Below are 17275 nucleotides of genomic sequence, written 5' to 3'. Positions count from 1 at the left end.
ACTTCTGTCTTTTTCAAGTGTTTCTGGCTCATCGACATAGGAGGTAACACCAATGAAGAAAATCGCTATTTTGACCGCGGGCGTAGTATTGGCCGCATCTGCTGCCTTCGCCCAGAGCGAGACCCCGAGCACGTCGCAGACCACCCCTGCGGTCAACACCGAACAGAACCCCGCCGCGCCGGTCGCTGGCAAAAACAGCTTCACGGAAGATCAGGCCAAGTCCCGGATCGAAGAAGCTGGGTACAAGGATGTGACCGATCTGAAGCTCGACGATCAGGGCGTCTGGCGCGCCACTGCTTCAAAGGACGGCAAGCCCGGCAACGTCTCCCTGGATTTCCAGGGCAACGTCACCATGGCCAAGTAAAAACCATAACGGAGGAATCCCATGAAGACCACGATCACAGGACTCTATGACAGCTACCACGACGCCAAGGCGGCCGTGAGCGCGCTCGAAAATGCGGGCGTCGCGTCTGACGACATCAGTATCGTCACCAACAAAGCCAACGGCGACGCCGACGTCGAGGGGCAGGGCACTCGGGCAGGTGAAGGCGCTGGGACAGGTGCCGGTATCGGAGCGGTCGCGGGCGGTGCAGGCGGTCTTTTGACTGGCCTCGGCATGCTCGCAATTCCGGGCGTAGGCCCGGTCGTTGCAGCCGGCTGGCTTGCCGCCACGGCAGCCGGTGCGGTTGCCGGCGCTGTCGCGGGCGGCGCCGTCGGCGGCATCGTCGGTGCAATGATTGAATCCGGCGTGCCGGAAGAGGACGCGAACTTCTACGCGGAAAGCATTCGTCGCGGCGGCTCCGTCGTCACCGCTCGTGTGGAAGACGAGCACCGGGCGTCTGCCGAAGGGATCCTCAATAGCTCGCCGCGCGTCGACGTCGCAGACCGCCGGGCACGGTACGCGGAACAGGGCTGGACACGTTTCGACGAGACCGCCGATCCCTACACGGACGAGCAGATCGCCGCCGAACGCGACCGCTACCGCGTCAACCGGCTCTAATGCGCCAAGTCCAAACGTCAGAAGCCTCGCAGTCGCTGCGAGGCTTTTTTGCTGCAGTCATGGGACCTTTTTGCACGGTCGACGTTTTCGTTCCTAACGATGGGAGGAAGAGCGGATGCCGCAGAGAGACGCCAGTGAATGCCTGGAAATCGGAAGACCGGCTATGCCGGCCGTCCCAAGGCTTCTTGAGGTGCGATCGCCCCACCGTGGCTCTACGGATGAAGCCGGTGAAATCCCCACGCCGCCCAAAATGTCGAACCCATTCATCGACGTCGTCCTTCGTGTCATCGGCGGATGGTGAGGTCAGCGATGGCGACATATTATTTCCAGCTTCTCGATCACCAAGGTGTCCGGCCCACGGAGATGGCCTACGACTTCGACAACGCTGAAGCGGCGATCGAGGAGGCTCGCACAGCGCTGACCGAAATGGCAGCCGATGGGCTTCCTGGTGGCGAGTACAACATGTTGTCGGTAGAAGTCTTCGACAACAAGAGGAGACCGGTCCGTGAAATCCGGCTGGTTCTCGAAGAGATCGACAAGACACTGTTTGATGCCTCGAGCCAGGGTTCAAAGGAGAGTCACGATGGTCATTAAGAGCAGCGATCCCACATCGCCCAAGGTCACGGAAACAGCGACCGAGGCCCGTCAAGGAAGTTATGGCAGGCCGGTTCTCATGGTTCTGATCTGTGGCTTGGTGCTGGCACTGCTGGCATGGGGCGGCGTCGAGATGTGGGGCGAGAGCATCGACAAGGATAAAGAGTCGACCACCTCGACGAAGACCGACCCAATCAACGCCCAGCCCTCCGGAGCCGGCACCTTCGATGACAATCCTGCCGACGGCAGCAGCCGTCCGCCCGAGGCGACCGACAGGTCTCCCACTCCAAGCGGCAGTGGCAGCGGCCCGACGCAGGTGACCACGCCGTCTGGAACGGAAAAGACGAAGTAGCACCAAGACGACCTTCGCGCGTTGACGATTGACCCAACGGATCTCTACATCGTCTCTGCAATCTCGGAGAGACGGGATCGGCAGATGCCCTGCGAAGTTTGAGTTATCTTCGGAAATTGATGCCGGACTACGGGACGGCGCTCAAGGTCAGGAGGGAAGGCGCTGCTATCCGCAGCAGATCGTTTCGGCTCTTCAAGCCGACCTCAACGATACTAAACGAGAAGCCGGTATTGCCGTCAAGCGAGTAGAGTGGCACTAATCGGAGTGCGGCTTTGAATCTGGCTCGACGGATGGCAACTGCAGGCTATGAACCCAAGACTTCTCAGAACGTTCTTATCGGTACTGCACCATCGCAGCTTCACTCGCGCGGCCGAGAAAGTGCATTTGGCACAATCCAGCGTCAGTGACCAGATCCAGTCTCTTGAAAGCCAGCTCGGGGTCTCTCTTTTCGTACGGTCGAGAACAGGCCTTGTACCGACGCCGGCCGCAAGCGCACTTCGACCCTACGCCGAGGACATGTTGAGGCTGGACGGCGAGGCTCGGATCGCGGTGACGAATACTGTTCGCCCGGAACGGCAGCGATTGACGATCGGCGCGCTTGAAACGATTGCCTCCTCCCGTCTGGCTGCCTGGTTACCAGGCTTCGGGGCAGAACATCCCAATGTGGATGTTAGGCTACGAGTGGCCGGTAGCGGCGAGTTGTTGAGGCGGCTCGGAGAAGGGGAGATCGATGTCGCGGTGAGCTTCCACGATAATGTACCGGCGGACAAGTTCGCATTGAGGACGCTGACGCCGGAACCGCTTGCCCTTATTTGCAGGCGAGGTGTCCGTAAAAGCGAAGGAAAATTTAGCCCCGCTTTTTTGGCTGCCCAAGAATTCGTGGTGACAGGAACCGGATGTATCTATCGCCGCATCTTTGACGAGTTTCTATCGAAATGCGGAGTTCCAAGTCCAAAGCTTGCTGCCGAGGTGGAGAGCATAGGCGCAATCATCAACTTCGTTTCGAGAAGCTCATGCTTGGGACTCGTCCCGCGACTGGCTGTCGAGTCCGCCTTGGAGGGCGGCAAGATAGAAGCAATCGAATGGGGCGACCTCGATCTGGCCGTGCCACTAAGTGTAATTTGGCGACGCCGGCGGGTCCAGACTCCGGCAGTGAAGGCGTTCCTGGAGGACGTGAAGGCGAATTGTTCGTCTCTCAGACCAGCCGATGACCGCCCTCGACATGAAGCACCGTCCCCGTCGTGAAGCCGTTCCCCATCACAAAGGCGATGGCATCGGCAATATCTTGCGGGCGGCCGATCCGGCCCACGGGTAGCCTTTGTGCCATGGCATCAAGGGTTTCTGCCTTTCTGTCGACCGCAACGAATTCCCATATCGGCGTATCCACCCAACCTGGCGATACCGCATTTACCCGGAGGGGCGCCAGTTCCACCGCAAGAGCCCGCACCAAGCCTTCCAAGCCAGCGTTGATGGTTGCCACCACTGTTCCCCTGGCGGCCGGACGATAAGCGGCGACGCCGGACGTGAACGTCAGCGATCCGCCCTCACGGAGTTTGGGCGCGCCATACTTGGCAAGCAGCAGCGGGCCGAACACTTTGCTCTCGATGGCCCGTTGTGCCGCTGCCATATCAAGAGAGGGTAGAAGCTCGTAGGCGCCGCGAATGTCCGCAGCCGTGGTTGCTATATGGTCGAGCGGTTCGAGCTTTTCGAAAAGGCTGGCGACTTCATCTTCCCGCGTGACATCGACGGAAAAGGTCGAGAGCCGCGAGGAGCTGCCGAGCGTCTCAGTGGCCGACAGTAGCTTCCCCTTGTCGCGCCCGGCGATTATGACCTCCATCTCGCTGTCGAGCAGATGGCGAGCTAGTGCCAGCCCCATGCCAGAACTCCCGCCAACGACCAGAATTCTCGAACCTTTTAAAATTTTCATCCGGCGTCCCTGCAAATTCCACTGCAGACCAAATGCCAGACATCTTGCTGGCAAGGAAACGGATATAACCGATACCGTCATCGGGGAATCCGATACTCCTAAACCCGGCCTCCCTTCGCCGGTCAAACAGCGCATCTTCGCCACCTGAGGCTACTTCTTGAGGAAGCGTCGAAAGTGCTCGAAGGTCATCCTGCGTTGGGGTTGAAGGATTGCGGCATCGGGCTCAAGCCGACTCCGGGCGATGGCGGATCGGTCTTCGGCGAGTTGTCTCAGTCCCCCGGCCACTCGTCGCGCTCAGCCATAGCGGTGCCACGCTCGGACTGACCGCCAGCGACTGCTCGCGGACGAAATTGCGACGGGAGAGCGCCATCCGCTCCTCGCAAGCTTCAGACCGGAGAGGTTCGTAGACAGGCAGTGAGGACTAGGTCCGGCGCGTTAGCCCGGAAGCTTTGGGAGGCCCCTTGTAGCGGCAGATTTCCACAATCAGGCGCGGACGTCAGCGCGCTTCGATGCCGAAAGCGGTGAGGACTTCAGTGGTGATCGTCCCGGTGACCTTAAGATTGTTATCCCTCTGCATCTGAGAGAGCGCAGCGCGCGTATCTTCGTCGACGACGCCCGTGAGCGATCCTGCATAGTAACCGTAGGCGGTCAGGCCCGACTGAACCAGAATGACGATCTGCCTGAACTTCGCAGAATTTCCTGGAAGCACCTTAGCCGGTGCGACAGCACTCGGAGCCGACGGGACCGGATTTTGCACCGCGGGCGCGGTATAGGTCGGCGCCGTGTAAAGGGGTGCCGGTGGCGGTGCAGGCGCCGGATCATAAGAAGGAGCGGAGTAGGTGGTGCGTGGAAGATATCCACCGCCACTCCCGGAGCTGTGACTGCTGTGCGAGCTATGAGAGCTGTGGCTCGAATGAGAGCGATGTCCCGCGAGCGAATACACGTGGCGCAGCTTGAGGCGTTCGAACACGGATTGCGGGTCCGGCTTCTTCGTCACTCCCGAGGCCGGCATAGCGTCGGCCTTCACGGGCAGGAAGCCGGCGGCCAAGAGTGATGGAATGAGAAAAACGCGTCGCTTCATATCGGCCCCAGTTTCTTGAATCCTTTGGAGTGATCGTACCATTCGAAAAACCCTCCGCAGCGCGGCATGCTGGAGCACTGGGCGCAGAAGGATTCGAACTTGTTCTTCCAGTCGGAAATGGCCGCCGGCGCGCGTCCGCGGTAGGCTTCCGGTATCGAACAGAGCGGAAAATTATAGAGCTGGACGGAGACGCCCTTCGTCGACGCGATGTTGATCGCTCGTGCTATCGTCCCGAAGTCGATCGAAGTGTCCTTGAAGATCCGGCTCCAGTTCATGCGGCCGAAGCCGATGCTCTCCAACTGCATGATCGCCCACCTTTCGACGAAGGGAAGGGTGGTTCCGACGAACCAGGCGAGATCCGGCATCGATGCGTAGTTCTGCTCGAGAATCACCGTCCTGAGCTCCACCGCGGAACCTGCACGGGAAAGGATGCTGAAGGATTCGAGCAGCCTTTCGAAGGCGCCATCCTTCTGCACGATCGCGTCGTGGAGGGAGGCGTCGCCGGAATAGAGCGGTATCCCCCATAGCACTTTGTCGACGCCGATGCGCTTCAACGCAGGGACGTCATCGTCGTCGAAATGCTGGCCGTTCGTTAGGACGTGGAAGGTGAGATCGGGCCGCATCGCGGCCACCTCGGCGAGCATCTCGAACAGTTGACGCTTGTGAAGAAGGGGCTCGCCGCCTGAAATGCCGATATACGCGGAAGGCGGCGCCAGCGATGCCGCAATCTTCAGTTCGCTGAAAAGATCGACGTGGTGTTTCTTCGGCGGCTGCGAGCACATCAGGCAGAGCTGGTCGCACTGTTCTGTCACCAGAAGCGTATTGTGGCGGGAGTCGGCTCGGATGAGACGCCGCGCGCTCTCCTGGCCGGGAGCGACAAGGATGACATCGTCGGCGAGGTTAACATGCGCAGGTGCGTCGAGCTCGAGAGCGAAACCCTGGAAGTCGTACTCTCTACGATCGCCGTCGACGCGCTTTAAAACGGCGTCGTGCGGCCCCAGAGCATCGTCCGTCTCGCGAAGGCGCACGACGAGGGGTTCGACCGCCGGGAAGGGCTGAACCGGGATGCGAAGCTGTATCATGAGTGCACCCGCAGAAGTTCAGGTTCGAGGCGTTCGAGCCCGGCCCATAGGGCAACCGACTTCCTCACCTTTTCATCCTCGGAATAGATCAGCTCGAAAACGAGGTCGAATATGCCGAGGTGCCTCTTGCAGAAATCCGTCTCATGACGCGGCATGTCGATGCGGCCGTACCGCGACAGGTCGTCGATAAGATCGATACCGCAGAACGCCTGATAGGGGCAGTGGATGCAGTCGGCGTCGAAGGTGTTCAAGGATTCGGCGTTCATTGCTTTGGCGATCGCAGGGTCGAAACCTTCGTGGACGTTGCCCATCCGCAGGTCGATTTGTCCGAGCCGGCCCATCATCCTGGCTTCGTCGGTCGGGTAGAAGGATCCGTCGTGATCGACGACCAGGTAGCTCGTGCCGAGCGTGTTAGGATTTCGCAGATCGACATGTCCATCGTGGCCGCTAAGCAGCACGCGACGAAGACAGTGGGAGAAGTAGAACTCTTCCATTGGCGTCGAGGACGCCGCGTTGTGCTCGATAAGCGCGAAGATGAAACGCCTGACGTAGTCGTTCCATGCGGAGCCGACGTCGCGCGTGCGGAAGCGCTTGCGAGCAAATCCCTGATGGTTCACCGGCCTGAGGAACAAGGATTGAAGTCCGTGCGAGGCGTAGGTGGCGACGACGGCTTCCGGATCGGGCAGCGCGTCCGGATCGAAGGTCGGCAGCGCGGAAACGCGGCCTGGACAGAGGTCTTGGGCCTTGTCGAGGTTCGCCAGGAAGCGCGCTGTGAGACCTTCCGTGCCTGTGCGATTTCGTTTGTGTAAAGCGACGGTCGGGTCGAGCGAGGTGCTAATGAAGGTGTCGACGCTGGAGAGGAATTCCCAAGCGCCTTCGTTCACGTCCTGCAGGTTGGTACATACGACGAACTCCGCCGTCGCGAACCGTTGGCGGGCAAATTCACGGATTTCCTGCAACACGTCGAGGCGCAGGAGAGGTTCGCCGCCTTGGAATTCGATCTTGATCTTCTCTGTGTGCAGACCGTCCAGCCAGTGGATGACTGCCTGCAACGTGCGACGGTCCCAGTCGTGCCCCGGCGTACTTTCGTTTACGCGGCTGACCTGGCAGTACGAGCATGCAAGATTGCACCGGAGGGTGGGAACGAGAATGACGTAGTCGAGCTGCGTCGGGACGTGGAGGCGTCGCGCCCATCTGTAGCCGAATGCTTGAAAGCGGAGATCTCCGGGACGGCCGAAACCATGGCCGTTGCTTTCAAGAAACCGCTCGTCGTCGCCAGTGAGGCGTCCTTCGGCATATCGCTCCAGGAATTCCTGCGGTGCCTCGAAGAAACCGCCGGCGTCGTCACAAAAGAGGAAGCGGCCGGAGGGGGTCGGTCGGAACTTCAACGGCATGACGTCCATCACAGCAGGCTCTCAAGCATGCGGAGGCGAATGCCTTCGGTTTCGCGATAGATCTTCTGTCGATAGAGGGTGTGCTGAAACGCGGCCAGCAGCTCAGGGCCATCGCCGTCCAGGGACACTCCGTCGCCCTCGATCGCGATCTCGACGCCTGGATGGAGGTAGGAAAATCGAACTATAGCTTCGTCAAGATACGGCGCGAAGACCGGTTGGACCTTTATAATCATAATGGTGTCTTCTGACGGGGCAAATCAGGCTCTGGCAACTATGCGGGCCACAATGCCACCAAGAAATTAACCGCCCAAGTTGTTTTGTGACTTTTTTGAACTTTTTTACCGAATTCGACAAACTGAGGCTCGCCCGTAAAGACGACTATTGGCGGTTGAGCGTCCGCGTGTATGCTGGCCCGACTTTGACGACAAGCAGGTGCAACCTTGCGCTACGATAGAACATGCATGATCGCGGTGGCGACGGGTCTCGTCGGGCTGTGCTTCGGCATGCCCGCTCGAGCCGAGATAAAGCCGGTACCGCAGGTTCAGCAAACGCTGTCGGGAGACGGATTCGATGCCGGGACGCCGGACGGCATCTGGGGGCCGAAGTCGATCGCCGCCTTGAAGGCCTTTCAGCGATCAAAGGGCCTGAATCCCAGCGGGGTGGTCGATCAAGCATCACTTCATGCACTCTTCCCCGATATCGTCTCGGCGACACCCGTCACGACAATAGCCGACACGCCAGATATGCCTCCGGCCGTTGTGACGTCGGAAACTGCGGGCCCATCGCCTGACGTAGCGACAGCACCTATCCAGCCTGCGATGAACAGTTGGACCGACGATACGGGTCGGAGCGAAGCAAGGAATGGATCGGGCGTCGCGAAAGTGTTCGGCCTTATCATCGCTGTGATCGCGATCGTGGCGTTCAAAGCCAGGCCAAAGAAAAAGGCAGCCACCGGGCGGACACGGTCAGGTCGCCGGTGATGCGGGAATCCTTCGTGGGCCCCTGTGGGACCGCTGGAAACCAAGCTTGCGGTCCCGTTAGTGAAGAACAAGCTTTCAAGACGATTTGCTGGTGGAACGGAGACAGCCGAGCTACCATTGTCAACGAGGAGGGTCACAACGAGCGAGTTTGGTTACGACGCATGATGCTCGCTGCACGAAATCGGGCACCTAGTTGGAGATCCTGACAGGCGCTTGAACAAGCTCCGGGTGGACAAGATCGACGACGCGGTGCGCTAGATCGCCCAGAAAGCAAGCTCGTTAAAACTCGCGTTGGAAACCGTACAAATACATTCGGCGTCAGCATACCAGCAGATGGCAAGCGGTGTCCCCGTCACAGATGAGAGGTATCGCCTCATTAGGCTGTCACACACGACGATTTATGGCATGTCATGTGCATGAACGAAGCACAGCTTGTTTCCCTCGGGATCACGACAATAGGCAGCGAAAAAGTCATCACGGTATTGCGGACGGACGGCGGGTTCGCCTTCATTCGATCCTCCATGATCAATCGCCGTTTGCCAAGCCGCGACGACGTGCTGCCGCGATGCTGCGGCAAAACTGACTTGTACGCCGTTACCCGCAGTTGCGGTTCGGCCGTCGAACGGACGCCTTAGAGCAAACTGGGGCCATCGTTTTCCGCACCGCTGCCAGATAAAACCGGCCTGGCTATCGGCCGCCTCAACGGGATCACGAGCTAATCCTAAGGTGCCAAGCACTGCATCGTAGAAGGCTACCATAGCTTCAACGTTATTTGCGCCAATCATTACGTGGCTGAACATCTTAAACCTCATCCTGCTGGGGCAGAATCATACACAGGCAAAGCTTTTCCAAGGCAGTAACTCTTCAATCCGGCTCTGCTTGTGGCCGTTCACAATGGCGGTGAGCGTCGCAGTCAAATAGGTCAGCGGATCGGCGGAATTGAGTCTGCAACTCTCAACGAGCGAGGCGATAGCTGCCCAGTTCTCCGCTCCTTCCGATTGAGAGCAATCGGCCTGATTGTCCACTCACTGCCACCCCATGGGCGATGATCACGCGCCAGCGCCCCGAAGTATCCGGTCTTTGTTTTGCGGGAACCGGGACACGGGTTTCGTCCATGAACAGCCTGGTTGAGCGTTTTAGGTCGGCAATCAGTGCATCGAAGACGGGACGCATTCGAACGCCCGACCGACCCAGTCAGCCAGCGTTGATCGGTCGTGATCGATGCCCTGGCGGCTCATGATGGTCGCCACCATGATCCTGACGCGGTTCGACGGAAGGATCATGTCGCCGCCGCGAGAGCGCGGGCGATGGCAGCGATCCGGGCAGCAGACGCACCTTCCTCAAGACGGATGGTGAATGGACCAACGACGATCTCGGCGCGCGGGCGGCCTCAACCGTCGGTTTCTTTGGCGCCGCCGTCTCTGTGAGGACCTCCAAGGTAGTATATCGCGGAGGCCGCTCAGGTCTTGGCCTACAAATTCTATCATCATACAACGCCCTATTGCAGATGGTGCGATTGCCCCAGAGAGTTTCGATTACACCTACATGCCACAGCACGAGACGCTGCCGTATCTATCGTATGAGGAATTTCGGCCCTATCTCCATCAGCATCTGAAAGCACACCTCGCTCACACGTTACCCGGTGAAATGCGTCGACCGCAAGAACGTCTGATCTAGGTGCGGGCTGATTTCGACCGGCTTCCGGCCTGTTTCGCTATCGTGAGATCGCTGTCGGGGATCACGTAGGGACCTCGTTGGCTCTCCGGACGCTCCAGGACATTCTGCGCGGCGTCGGTCATGATCGACCAAAGCTGCTGACCTCTGGTTCTACTAGAAACTGTATCGCTCTTGACAGTTTTCGTATCCATGATCTGTATCCTCCTGAGGGAAAAACCCGACTCGAACATACATTTATTAATGACCTCGCGAAATCCATAATCGCCTTAGGGTCGTTAAGTTCCGCTTAAGGTGTAACTTGAACGCAAGTGCTATCGTTGACAATCCAGAACTGGTGATAGGTCTAGTCGGCCCGATCGGGGTCGACATGGACGCAATCGTCGCTCATCTGAAGAGTGCGCTCGCCGATGTCGACTACCAATCGAGCGTTATCCACATAACTTCTGTGATGGGTGACCTTCTTCCCGATCTCAAGGTTCAGGACGGCAGCTACGGCGAGCGTTACAATTCGCTCATCGAAAACGCTGATCGCGTACGTCGGGAGGTTGGCAACCCCGCTGCGCTTGCATGCTTGGCGATCAGCGAAATCCGTCGCCTCCGCGAGGAACTCCGCGAAGAAGGCCTCGACGCGAAGGACGCGCGCGACCGGCCGCTTCTCAACCGAGCTTTCATACTTCGTCAGTTCAAGCGAGAGGAGGAAATTAGCCTCCTGCGGGCGGTATATGGGCGAAAGTTCATCCAGGTTTCCGTCTTCTCAGACGCGGATGAACGACGCCGCCTGCTGATCAAGAAAATTAAGCAATATCGCACGAGCCTTGTCGAAGATTCCGACGCCGAGAAGACCGCGATCGATCTGATCGAGCGTGACAATAATGAAGTCGGCGAGGACTACGGACAAAGGGTTTCTGACGTCTTCCACCTTGGCGACGTCTTCGTGCCTGGCGGACCGGGTGAGGAGACGAAAGAGGTCGTCGACAGGTTCATCAACGCCTTCTTCGGTCACAACGGATTGTCGCCTACCAAACGAGAATACGGAATGTATGCCGCCGCCGGCGCTTCGCTTCGTTCGCTCGACCTCTCGCGGCAGATCGGAGCCGCAATCTTCTCGCCGCAGGGCGAAGTGATCACCCTCGGATGCAACGAGGTGCCCAAGCCTTTCGGCGGCACGTACTGGTGTGACGATCCCGACATCGATCCACATCGAGACTTCGAGGAGGGCGAGGATGGCAATCATGCCCGGAAACTTCGACTGCTCTACGACCTGGTGGAACGTCTGGGCAAGCTCGACTTCCTCTCCGACAAGCTCAAGTCGGTGGGAAGCACATATGCGCAGGTGGAAACACTCCTGGCAGAGAAGCTCATTTCCGACTCGAGGGTGATGGACATCATCGAGTTCGGCAGGATCATCCACGCCGAGATGTCGGCAATCACGGATGCAGCCCGGAAAGGCAAGTCGTTGCAGGATTCGATCCTGTTCACGACGACTTTCCCGTGCCACATGTGCGCGAAGCACATCGTTTCGTCAGGCGTCAGGAAGGTCGTCTTTCTGGAGCCTTATCCGAAGAGTCATGCCAAGGACTTGCACGAGGATTCGATCACATTCTCCGGCGCCGAGGAGAATGAAAAGGTTTTGTTCGAGCCGTTCATCGGGATTTCGCCTCGGCGATACCGCGACATTTTCGAGAAGAAGAAGCGCAAGGATTCGGCCGGCAGGGCGCAGGATTGGGCGTCGGGAAAGCCCGCTCCGCGTATCGAAGATCGCAGCGCCTCATATATCGCAAATGAAGAGCCTGCGATTTCCCTCGTCGTTAAGGAGATCCTCGCCTTTGGAGAACGGCTGGCCGCTGAACATGCGGCTGCGTCCCCGACTGAAGTCGTCTCCGATACGAGCTCGCATCCTATCCAGACCTAATCGCACCATGCGATCCTCCCGCGTCTCACCCAGAAGTGAGACCGGCAGCCGGAGTTCCGCCACACCGAAGGATGAAGCGTGGGCCGGTCGGCCTGAGGTGAAATTAAAGAGAGTTATCAGGGACGATGAAGGTGCCATCGAGATTGTCAATATTCTGACAGTTGAGTACAGGGCACGTCTTGTCGTCTCGCGTCGGGATGTTTCGCCATTCGGCATACTCGTTGGCGTCGCACAGACGGCTGTTGCGGACGAAGCGATCGTAAAGCGGAAGTCCGCGGGGCGATGTCCAGCGAAAGATGACGGCGCCCTGACTATGGACAGCGGAGCGGGCCTGATCGCATGACATTGCGAGCGGGTTTAGCCGCGAAATTCCAAACGACGGGGTTGCCGCGAGGGTTACGGCGACGGTCAAGGCAAGCGTCTTCATGCGATATTCCTCATGTGCGATCCCACCTAACGTCAACTGGATATCGTGGTTCCGTCTAAATGGAACTCGCTGGCCGGGAGCGCTGTTTAGCGAGAATTAAAAATGTCCGGAGGATAATAACGTGGCCAAACGAGACGAAGACTTCGTATCATGTCGATGTTCGTTACGGCCTGTTACGGTTACGAAGAAGTCCGACAGGACGACCAGGCGTCGCTGCTGACTCTTCGCTCGGCCGCCATCGAGTTTTAACAACGGGCATCGATCCGAAAGATGGGTGGCGCGCGTGAACGCCCCGACGTCCGCTTCGCTTCATTAGCCCACGATCGGCCGAGGTCGGCTGCGACCGTCGGTACGTCCCCAGAGGAATAAGATGACGTTCCAAGAATTTGAACTTCGGACAATCCGTGTCGCTGGCGGCGACATTCGGCTACGCGTCGGAGGCGAGGGGCCGCCTGTTCTCTTACTCCACGGCCACCCCCGCACGCACATGACATGGGGAAAGGTGGCCGACCTGCTGGCGCCGTTCTTCACCGTTGTTTGCCCCGATCTTCCGGGCTTTGGAGAGTCATATGTACCGCCCGACGATCCCAATAGCGTTCACTCGTCCAAGGAAGCAAAGGCGTCAGCTCTGGTCGAAATGATGGGCTTACTGGGCCATGCTGAGTTCTTTCTCGTCGGACACGATCGAGGAAGCCTCACGGCGTTCAGGATGGCAATGAACTATCCCCAGGCGGTTCGCAGATTGATCCTCGTGGACTGTCTGCCGGTGTTGGAGCACCTCGAGCGAGCAGACTGGGAATTTGCCCGAGACTGGTATCACTGGTTTTTCTTTGCGCAGCCCGACAAGCCGGAGCGTGTCATTTCCGCCGACCCGGAAGGTTGGTACGATAAGCTTTCGCCCGATCTCATGGGAGAGGAGGCATATACGGACGTCCTCGCGGCCATTCATCGTCCTGCGACGGTCCACGGTATGATCGAGGACTACCGAGCGGGACTTCGAATCGACCACGTTCATGACAGGGCAGACCGCGACGCCGGCCGCCGGGTCAGTTGCCCGATGTTGTGCCTTTGGTCTCTCCGGGACGATCTGGAGCAGATTTATGGCGATCCGGTAGCCATCTGGAAGAATTGGGCAAGCGACGTCAGCGGCTTCGGCATCGATAGCGGACATCATGTCGCTGAGGAGAACCCTGATGCTCTTGCTAGCGCAATCCTCGACTTCTTAGCCAGGTGAACGACAGGGACCGCCGTATAACGCTCGCATTTTAACCGCAACTGGTCGGTCGCCCTTGCAGGACCCACGTGCGCCCTTATGATCGTCTCTTAAGCACCGCCTTACAACACTTCCGACTTGGAGCTAGCGGGCCGGGCGGATACTATGTGATAGAGTTCGAACACAGCGTTCGGTATCGAATCGCTCTCACCAAAATGGGAACGTGAATTGCTTCAGAGCGCATTTGAAATGAATCGAGACCCTGCCGTCCCTTCAACCGCCGACCCGTTGAACGTTCTCCGCGGCGTATGGGGATACCCGGATTTCCGAGGAATGCAGGGAGAGGTCGTGGCCAATGTGCTGTCGGGACGCGACACCCTTGTCTTGTTTCCTACTGGGAAAGGCAAATCTCTTTGCTTTCAGCTTCCTGCGCTCTGCATGCGCGGTACTGCGGTGGTCGTGTCGCCACTCGTTGCTCTCATGCGAGATCAGGTAGAGGAGCTGAAGGAACTGGGCGTCGCCGCGGGCGCACTGTGGTCGGAGCAGCCTCCCGCCGAAGCGACGGAAGTCAAACGTCGTCTTCGCGCCGGTGAGATGAAGCTGCTGTACGTGACGCCCGAACGTGTCGCGGCCGGTGGGCTACAGTCCATGCTCGGACCGGACGGGCTGTCCTTGATCGCCGTGGACGAAGCGCATTGCATCAGCTTTTGGGGAAATAATTTTCGAAAGGACTATCTCGCACTTGGGCGCCTCAAGGAGATGTACCCCGGTGTTCCGATCGTCGCGCTTACCGCCACGGCGGACCCGCATACGCAGAAGGACATCGTCAAGCTGCTGAACATTGCGGACGCCAAGGTGTATGTCGACAGCTTCGATAGAAAGAACATCAGCTACGAAATACTTCCTCGCAGCAATCCGCGGGCCCAACTGCTGGATTTCCTGAAGAGACACGAAGGCGAAAGCGGTATCGTTTACTGTCTCTCCCGCAAGAAGGTCGAGGAGACGGTCGAGTGGTTGAACGAGAACGGCGTCCGAGCGAAGCACTACCATGCGCGGCTCGATCCCGCGGTCAAGGCGGCCAATCAGGACGCCTTCCGTCTCGAGGAAGGACTTTGTCTGGTCGCCACGGTCGCGTTTGGAATGGGGATCAACAAGCCGAACGTTCGGTACGTCGCACATCTCGATCTGCCGTCATCCATTGAAAGCTACTACCAGGAAACGGGACGCGCCGGTCGTGACGGGCTTCCGTCGGAAGCGTTCATGCTCTTTGGCATGCAGGACATCGTTCAACGAGGGCGGATGATCGACGAAGGCGAGGCCTCGGATCAGGCTAAGAGAATTGAGCGGGCTAAATTGAACGCGCTGGTCGGCATCTGTGAGACGACGGCCTGCCGCCGGCAAGCCATCCTTGGGCACTTCGGCGAACGGCATCCAGGCAACTGCGGAAACTGCGACACATGCACGAAGCCGATCGAGACCTGGGACGGGAGCGACGCTGCGATTAAGGCCCTTGCCGCGATCTACAGGACCGGCGAACGGTTCGGCGTGGGCCATGTCATCGATGTCCTCATCGGGAAAGTGACCGACAAGACGAAAAGGTTCGGTCACGTCGACCTCGCGGTCTTCGGAGCAGGCAAGGAGTTGAACGCTGCAAGCTGGCAGTCGATATACCGTCAGCTTCTCGCTTTGAACCTAATCCGCGTCGAGCACGACCAGTTCGGAGCGATGAAGCTGCAGGAGTCCGCAGCCGGCGTATTCAAGAAGGAAACTTCCGTCACGCTCAGACGTGACCGATCCGTGACGCGGGGCGCAAGACGAACAGCCGACACATCGAACTACTCGTCCCGTTCCGGCCTTTCGGCAGACGATCGAGAAGTTTTCGAGGCACTCCGCCAAGAACGCCTGTCGATTTCGCGAGAGCTGGGCGTCGCGCCTTACGTGATCTTCCCGGACACGACGCTCGTGGCGTTCGCGACCAGGCGCCCTGCGTCGCTTGGCGAGATGCTCGATATATCCGGTGTCGGCCCCACTAAACTTGACCGATACGGCCAGCGCTTCCTCGACGCTCTGGAGGTTGCTCTTCGGTAGGAGGGAAGGTGCCTGATCTTGCTCAGGCTCTTCGTATCTGCTCGAGCGGGCTGCCCTCAAAGAGAACAAAAATTGTACCATACAGGTGCCCGCCTGTTTCGTCGAAAAAAGTGATGCCTGATACCCCAGTGGTGGGAGATAGCTGCCACTCCGCGGTCAGGTACAGGTCGCTATGCTTCAGCAGGTAATCGCACAGATGCATGACCTCGCCACAGGGCCAGAACACGTAATCCCGCATATCCAGCAAAGTCATAGGATCTGGACCTTCCCAGATGCACTGTCCATCTCTGTACGCGATATGATGGACGCGGCGATCGCCGACTTCGGAAATAAACTCGAGCATTTCAGGCACCCCGTTTTTATGCAAACTGCCTGGACGAAGTCCGGACTGTCAACGAACTCGGTCGGGAGCCCCTGATGTTTCCTGTGGACGGTTCCTCAGGCGTCGCTTGCGAGCGTCCAGCCCTTGTCACGAATATGATTGAAACTACGGTCCCTTCTCAAGGCAGAACGGATGAGATCGACAGGGTTCTTCGCGTGAATATAAATCCCCTTCGATTCCATTTTGCGCTTTAGTTCCATCTGCATCACCGGCTTGCCAGCCTCCGCCAAGATCATCTTGGCCGCTTCTCTTATCCGGTCGGACTCGTTCATTGAAGTTACCGCTGTAGACTTGGCGTGCTCGCTCGAAGGGAGTGGGTTGTCGACAAGGGGTTCCCTCATCAGTTCGCCCATTTCGGCTCGGATCACTTCCACCCGCGCCTTAGCCTTTTCAATTTCGGCTTCCTGGTCGGCGCAGTATTGTGCGGCACGGACGCGGAACTTGGACAAGTCCGCCTCCCGTTGAAGGATTTGTTTCTGCAGGGAGAGAAGAAGGGTTTCGAATTGCTCGCCGATTTCGACCAACGATAAAAATCCTTACAATGCTAGTCCGGGGGTGCAGTACCTATTGTTCATGGACGTGAGATCCGATAGGTTGCAGTAGCGAGTCGAGCGGGCCCGTCCTCAAGAAACCAGCCCGCCCGACAAAACGAGAACCTAAGAAAGGCTCACGCCCATGTGTTAGCACCATCCCCCTGAAACCGCTAGTGTTTTTCACCGGTCCGCCGATGCGTAATTGCGTCTTTCGGCTAAATAGCGGATTCGTCTCATCATTCTATCCTAAACGAGCGATCGTTCAATCGAATTGAACCGCGTCCATGCGCCCTGCGGCACACTTGGACACCCGTCGTTCGGCTAGATAAACGAATCAGTTGGACCTGAACCAATTCGAACGCGGCCTCGCCGCGTTTGCAAACCCGATCCCGCTTAAAAGTTTTCATGGTCATTCGGACGCCGTCGCCTCCGATAACGACAACCTGTGACTGTATAGGAAAGAAGATGAGCTCAAAACGAAGACTGCTGACTTTAATGAAACCGGTTTCTCTAGCAGATCCCATTGAGGCGAGGGTGGATCGGCCCCGTCTCGATGTGGCGCCGCCGCCTGGACAGGAGGAACTATCGGCGCCCTCCGCTCCAAGTCGAGGCCGCGAGGACGGCGCCCGTGGG

General features: G+C 58.4%; 20 protein-coding genes and 2 pseudogenes. 10 read left to right on the top strand and 12 right to left on the bottom strand.

What is annotated here, in order from left to right; translation table 11 throughout:
* Positions 1–52 precede the first annotated feature (52 nt).
* The 5 genes from QTL96_RS04945 to QTL96_RS04925 all read left to right on the top strand — a co-directional run bounded on the left by QTL96_RS04945 (position 53) and on the right by QTL96_RS04925 (position 3191).
* Positions 53–364, top strand: a complete 312-nt coding sequence (locus QTL96_RS04945) for a PepSY domain-containing protein (RefSeq protein WP_289726896.1) — start codon at positions 53–55, stop codon at positions 362–364.
* A 21-nt stretch (positions 365–385) separates the two neighbouring features.
* Positions 386–1000, top strand: a complete 615-nt coding sequence (locus QTL96_RS04940; RefSeq protein WP_289726895.1) for a general stress protein — start codon at positions 386–388, stop codon at positions 998–1000.
* A 309-nt stretch (positions 1001–1309) separates the two neighbouring features.
* A complete protein-coding gene (locus QTL96_RS04935) occupies positions 1310–1594 on the top strand; it encodes a hypothetical protein (RefSeq protein WP_289726894.1) in 285 nt (94 codons plus the stop codon).
* Positions 1584–1946 (top strand): hypothetical protein, encoded by a 363-nt coding sequence (locus QTL96_RS04930; RefSeq protein ID WP_289726893.1) that lies wholly within the window; start codon positions 1584–1586, stop codon positions 1944–1946. The genes QTL96_RS04935 and QTL96_RS04930 overlap by 11 nt, the downstream gene beginning before the upstream one ends.
* 306 nt (positions 1947–2252) lie before the next feature.
* Entirely contained in the window at positions 2253–3191 is a 939-nt protein-coding gene (locus QTL96_RS04925; RefSeq protein ID WP_289726892.1) for a LysR family transcriptional regulator, read from the top strand.
* Here the strand turns inward: QTL96_RS04925 and QTL96_RS04920 are convergent.
* Positions 3142–3873, bottom strand: coding sequence for an SDR family oxidoreductase (locus QTL96_RS04920; protein WP_289727176.1), 732 nt, complete (start codon positions 3871–3873; stop codon positions 3142–3144). The two genes, QTL96_RS04925 and QTL96_RS04920, sit on opposite strands and share 50 nt — an antisense overlap.
* A 153-nt stretch (positions 3874–4026) precedes the next feature.
* Here QTL96_RS04920 and QTL96_RS04915 point away from each other — a divergent pair.
* Positions 4027–4291 (top strand): annotated as a pseudogene (locus QTL96_RS04915) (D-amino-acid oxidase); the annotation flags it as partial.
* Between the two features lie 78 nt (positions 4292–4369).
* Here the strand turns inward: QTL96_RS04915 and hxsA are convergent.
* Genes hxsA through QTL96_RS04895 form a run of 4 tightly spaced genes read right to left on the bottom strand, consistent with a single transcriptional unit; the run spans position 4370 to position 7663 of the window.
* Positions 4370–4954 (bottom strand): His-Xaa-Ser repeat protein HxsA, encoded by a 585-nt coding sequence (hxsA, locus tag QTL96_RS04910; RefSeq protein WP_289726891.1) that lies wholly within the window; start codon positions 4952–4954, stop codon positions 4370–4372.
* Complete coding sequence (hxsC, locus tag QTL96_RS04905) at positions 4951–6036, bottom strand: His-Xaa-Ser system radical SAM maturase HxsC (RefSeq protein WP_289726890.1); 1086 nt, start codon at positions 6034–6036, stop codon at positions 4951–4953. Before hxsC ends, hxsA begins: the two co-directional genes overlap by 4 nt.
* Complete coding sequence (gene hxsB / locus QTL96_RS04900) at positions 6033–7439, bottom strand: His-Xaa-Ser system radical SAM maturase HxsB (protein ID WP_289726889.1); 1407 nt, start codon at positions 7437–7439, stop codon at positions 6033–6035. The genes hxsC and hxsB overlap by 4 nt, the downstream gene beginning before the upstream one ends.
* Positions 7439–7663: a hypothetical protein gene (locus QTL96_RS04895; protein WP_289726888.1), complete on the bottom strand. Its 225-nt coding sequence runs from the start codon at positions 7661–7663 to the stop codon at positions 7439–7441. Before QTL96_RS04895 ends, hxsB begins: the two co-directional genes overlap by 1 nt.
* 228 nt (positions 7664–7891) lie before the next feature.
* Here QTL96_RS04895 and QTL96_RS04890 point away from each other — a divergent pair, with 228 nt between their 5' ends.
* Positions 7892–8410, top strand: a complete 519-nt coding sequence (locus tag QTL96_RS04890; protein ID WP_289726887.1) for a peptidoglycan-binding domain-containing protein — start codon at positions 7892–7894, stop codon at positions 8408–8410.
* Positions 8411–8808: 398 nt separating this feature from the next.
* Here QTL96_RS04890 and QTL96_RS04885 read toward each other — a convergent pair whose 3' ends face one another.
* The 3 genes and pseudogenes from QTL96_RS04885 to QTL96_RS04875 form a co-directional block, all read right to left on the bottom strand.
* Positions 8809–9210 carry a VOC family protein gene (locus QTL96_RS04885; RefSeq protein WP_289726886.1) on the bottom strand — a complete coding sequence of 134 codons (402 nt, stop codon included), beginning with the start codon at positions 9208–9210 and terminating at the stop codon, positions 8809–8811.
* A gap of 27 nt (positions 9211–9237) precedes the next feature.
* Positions 9238–9657, bottom strand: a pseudogene (locus tag QTL96_RS04880) (transposase domain-containing protein); the annotation flags it as partial.
* A 426-nt stretch (positions 9658–10083) separates the two neighbouring features.
* Positions 10084–10278: a hypothetical protein gene (locus tag QTL96_RS04875; RefSeq protein WP_289726885.1), complete on the bottom strand. Its 195-nt coding sequence runs from the start codon at positions 10276–10278 to the stop codon at positions 10084–10086.
* A 143-nt stretch (positions 10279–10421) separates the two neighbouring features.
* Between QTL96_RS04875 and QTL96_RS04870 the strand changes: the two genes are divergently transcribed.
* Complete coding sequence (locus QTL96_RS04870; protein ID WP_289727175.1) at positions 10422–11999, top strand: anti-phage dCTP deaminase; 1578 nt, start codon at positions 10422–10424, stop codon at positions 11997–11999.
* Here QTL96_RS04870 and QTL96_RS04865 read toward each other — a convergent pair.
* Together QTL96_RS04865 and QTL96_RS04860 are read right to left on the bottom strand one after the other, a co-directional pair.
* Complete coding sequence (locus QTL96_RS04865) at positions 11996–12103, bottom strand: DUF6527 family protein (protein ID WP_289727174.1); 108 nt, start codon at positions 12101–12103, stop codon at positions 11996–11998. The two genes, QTL96_RS04870 and QTL96_RS04865, sit on opposite strands and share 4 nt — an antisense overlap.
* Complete coding sequence (locus QTL96_RS04860) at positions 12103–12426, bottom strand: hypothetical protein (RefSeq protein WP_289726884.1); 324 nt, start codon at positions 12424–12426, stop codon at positions 12103–12105. Before QTL96_RS04860 ends, QTL96_RS04865 begins: the two co-directional genes overlap by 1 nt.
* A gap of 370 nt (positions 12427–12796) precedes the next feature.
* Here QTL96_RS04860 and QTL96_RS04855 point away from each other — a divergent pair, with 370 nt between their 5' ends.
* Complete coding sequence (locus QTL96_RS04855) at positions 12797–13660, top strand: alpha/beta hydrolase (protein WP_289726883.1); 864 nt, start codon at positions 12797–12799, stop codon at positions 13658–13660.
* A gap of 228 nt (positions 13661–13888) precedes the next feature.
* Positions 13889–15727, top strand: a complete 1839-nt coding sequence (gene recQ, locus QTL96_RS04850) for a DNA helicase RecQ (RefSeq protein ID WP_289727173.1) — start codon at positions 13889–13891, stop codon at positions 15725–15727.
* 22 nt (positions 15728–15749) lie between these two features.
* Here recQ and QTL96_RS04845 read toward each other — a convergent pair whose 3' ends face one another.
* Complete coding sequence (locus tag QTL96_RS04845; RefSeq protein ID WP_289726882.1) at positions 15750–16070, bottom strand: hypothetical protein; 321 nt, start codon at positions 16068–16070, stop codon at positions 15750–15752.
* Positions 16071–16165: 95 nt separating this feature from the next.
* Positions 16166–16633 (bottom strand): hypothetical protein, encoded by a 468-nt coding sequence (locus QTL96_RS04840; RefSeq protein ID WP_111562192.1) that lies wholly within the window; start codon positions 16631–16633, stop codon positions 16166–16168.
* Positions 16634–17275 lie beyond the last annotated feature (642 nt).

This window comes from Rhizobium sp. S163 (assembly GCF_030380805.1).
Classification (GTDB): domain Bacteria; phylum Pseudomonadota; class Alphaproteobacteria; order Rhizobiales; family Rhizobiaceae; genus Rhizobium.
This window is presented reverse-complemented; position numbering and strand designations above follow the sequence as displayed.

What these genes read in the sequence shown, in the direction of transcription:
- QTL96_RS04945 (WP_289726896.1), top strand. Translation starts at nt 53, where the DNA reads ATGAAGAAAATCGCTATTTTGACCGCGGGCGTAGTATTGGCCGCATCT.
- QTL96_RS04940 (WP_289726895.1), top strand. Translation starts at nt 386, where the DNA reads ATGAAGACCACGATCACAGGACTCTATGACAGCTACCACGACGCCAAG.
- QTL96_RS04935 (WP_289726894.1), top strand. Translation starts at nt 1,310, where the DNA reads ATGGCGACATATTATTTCCAGCTTCTCGATCACCAAGGTGTCCGGCCC.
- QTL96_RS04930 (WP_289726893.1), top strand. Translation starts at nt 1,584, where the DNA reads ATGGTCATTAAGAGCAGCGATCCCACATCGCCCAAGGTCACGGAAACA.
- QTL96_RS04925 (WP_289726892.1), top strand. Translation starts at nt 2,253, where the DNA reads ATGAACCCAAGACTTCTCAGAACGTTCTTATCGGTACTGCACCATCGC.
- QTL96_RS04920 (WP_289727176.1), bottom strand. Translation starts at nt 3,873, where the DNA reads ATGAAAATTTTAAAAGGTTCGAGAATTCTGGTCGTTGGCGGGAGTTCT.
- hxsA (WP_289726891.1), bottom strand. Translation starts at nt 4,954, where the DNA reads ATGAAGCGACGCGTTTTTCTCATTCCATCACTCTTGGCCGCCGGCTTC.
- hxsC (WP_289726890.1), bottom strand. Translation starts at nt 6,036, where the DNA reads ATGATACAGCTTCGCATCCCGGTTCAGCCCTTCCCGGCGGTCGAACCC.
- hxsB (WP_289726889.1), bottom strand. Translation starts at nt 7,439, where the DNA reads ATGGACGTCATGCCGTTGAAGTTCCGACCGACCCCCTCCGGCCGCTTC.
- QTL96_RS04895 (WP_289726888.1), bottom strand. Translation starts at nt 7,663, where the DNA reads ATGATTATAAAGGTCCAACCGGTCTTCGCGCCGTATCTTGACGAAGCT.
- QTL96_RS04890 (WP_289726887.1), top strand. Translation starts at nt 7,892, where the DNA reads ATGATCGCGGTGGCGACGGGTCTCGTCGGGCTGTGCTTCGGCATGCCC.
- QTL96_RS04885 (WP_289726886.1), bottom strand. Translation starts at nt 9,210, where the DNA reads ATGTTCAGCCACGTAATGATTGGCGCAAATAACGTTGAAGCTATGGTA.
- QTL96_RS04875 (WP_289726885.1), bottom strand. Translation starts at nt 10,278, where the DNA reads ATGGATACGAAAACTGTCAAGAGCGATACAGTTTCTAGTAGAACCAGA.
- QTL96_RS04860 (WP_289726884.1), bottom strand. Translation starts at nt 12,426, where the DNA reads ATGAAGACGCTTGCCTTGACCGTCGCCGTAACCCTCGCGGCAACCCCG.
- QTL96_RS04855 (WP_289726883.1), top strand. Translation starts at nt 12,797, where the DNA reads ATGACGTTCCAAGAATTTGAACTTCGGACAATCCGTGTCGCTGGCGGC.
- recQ (WP_289727173.1), top strand. Translation starts at nt 13,889, where the DNA reads ATGAATCGAGACCCTGCCGTCCCTTCAACCGCCGACCCGTTGAACGTT.
- QTL96_RS04845 (WP_289726882.1), bottom strand. Translation starts at nt 16,070, where the DNA reads ATGCTCGAGTTTATTTCCGAAGTCGGCGATCGCCGCGTCCATCATATC.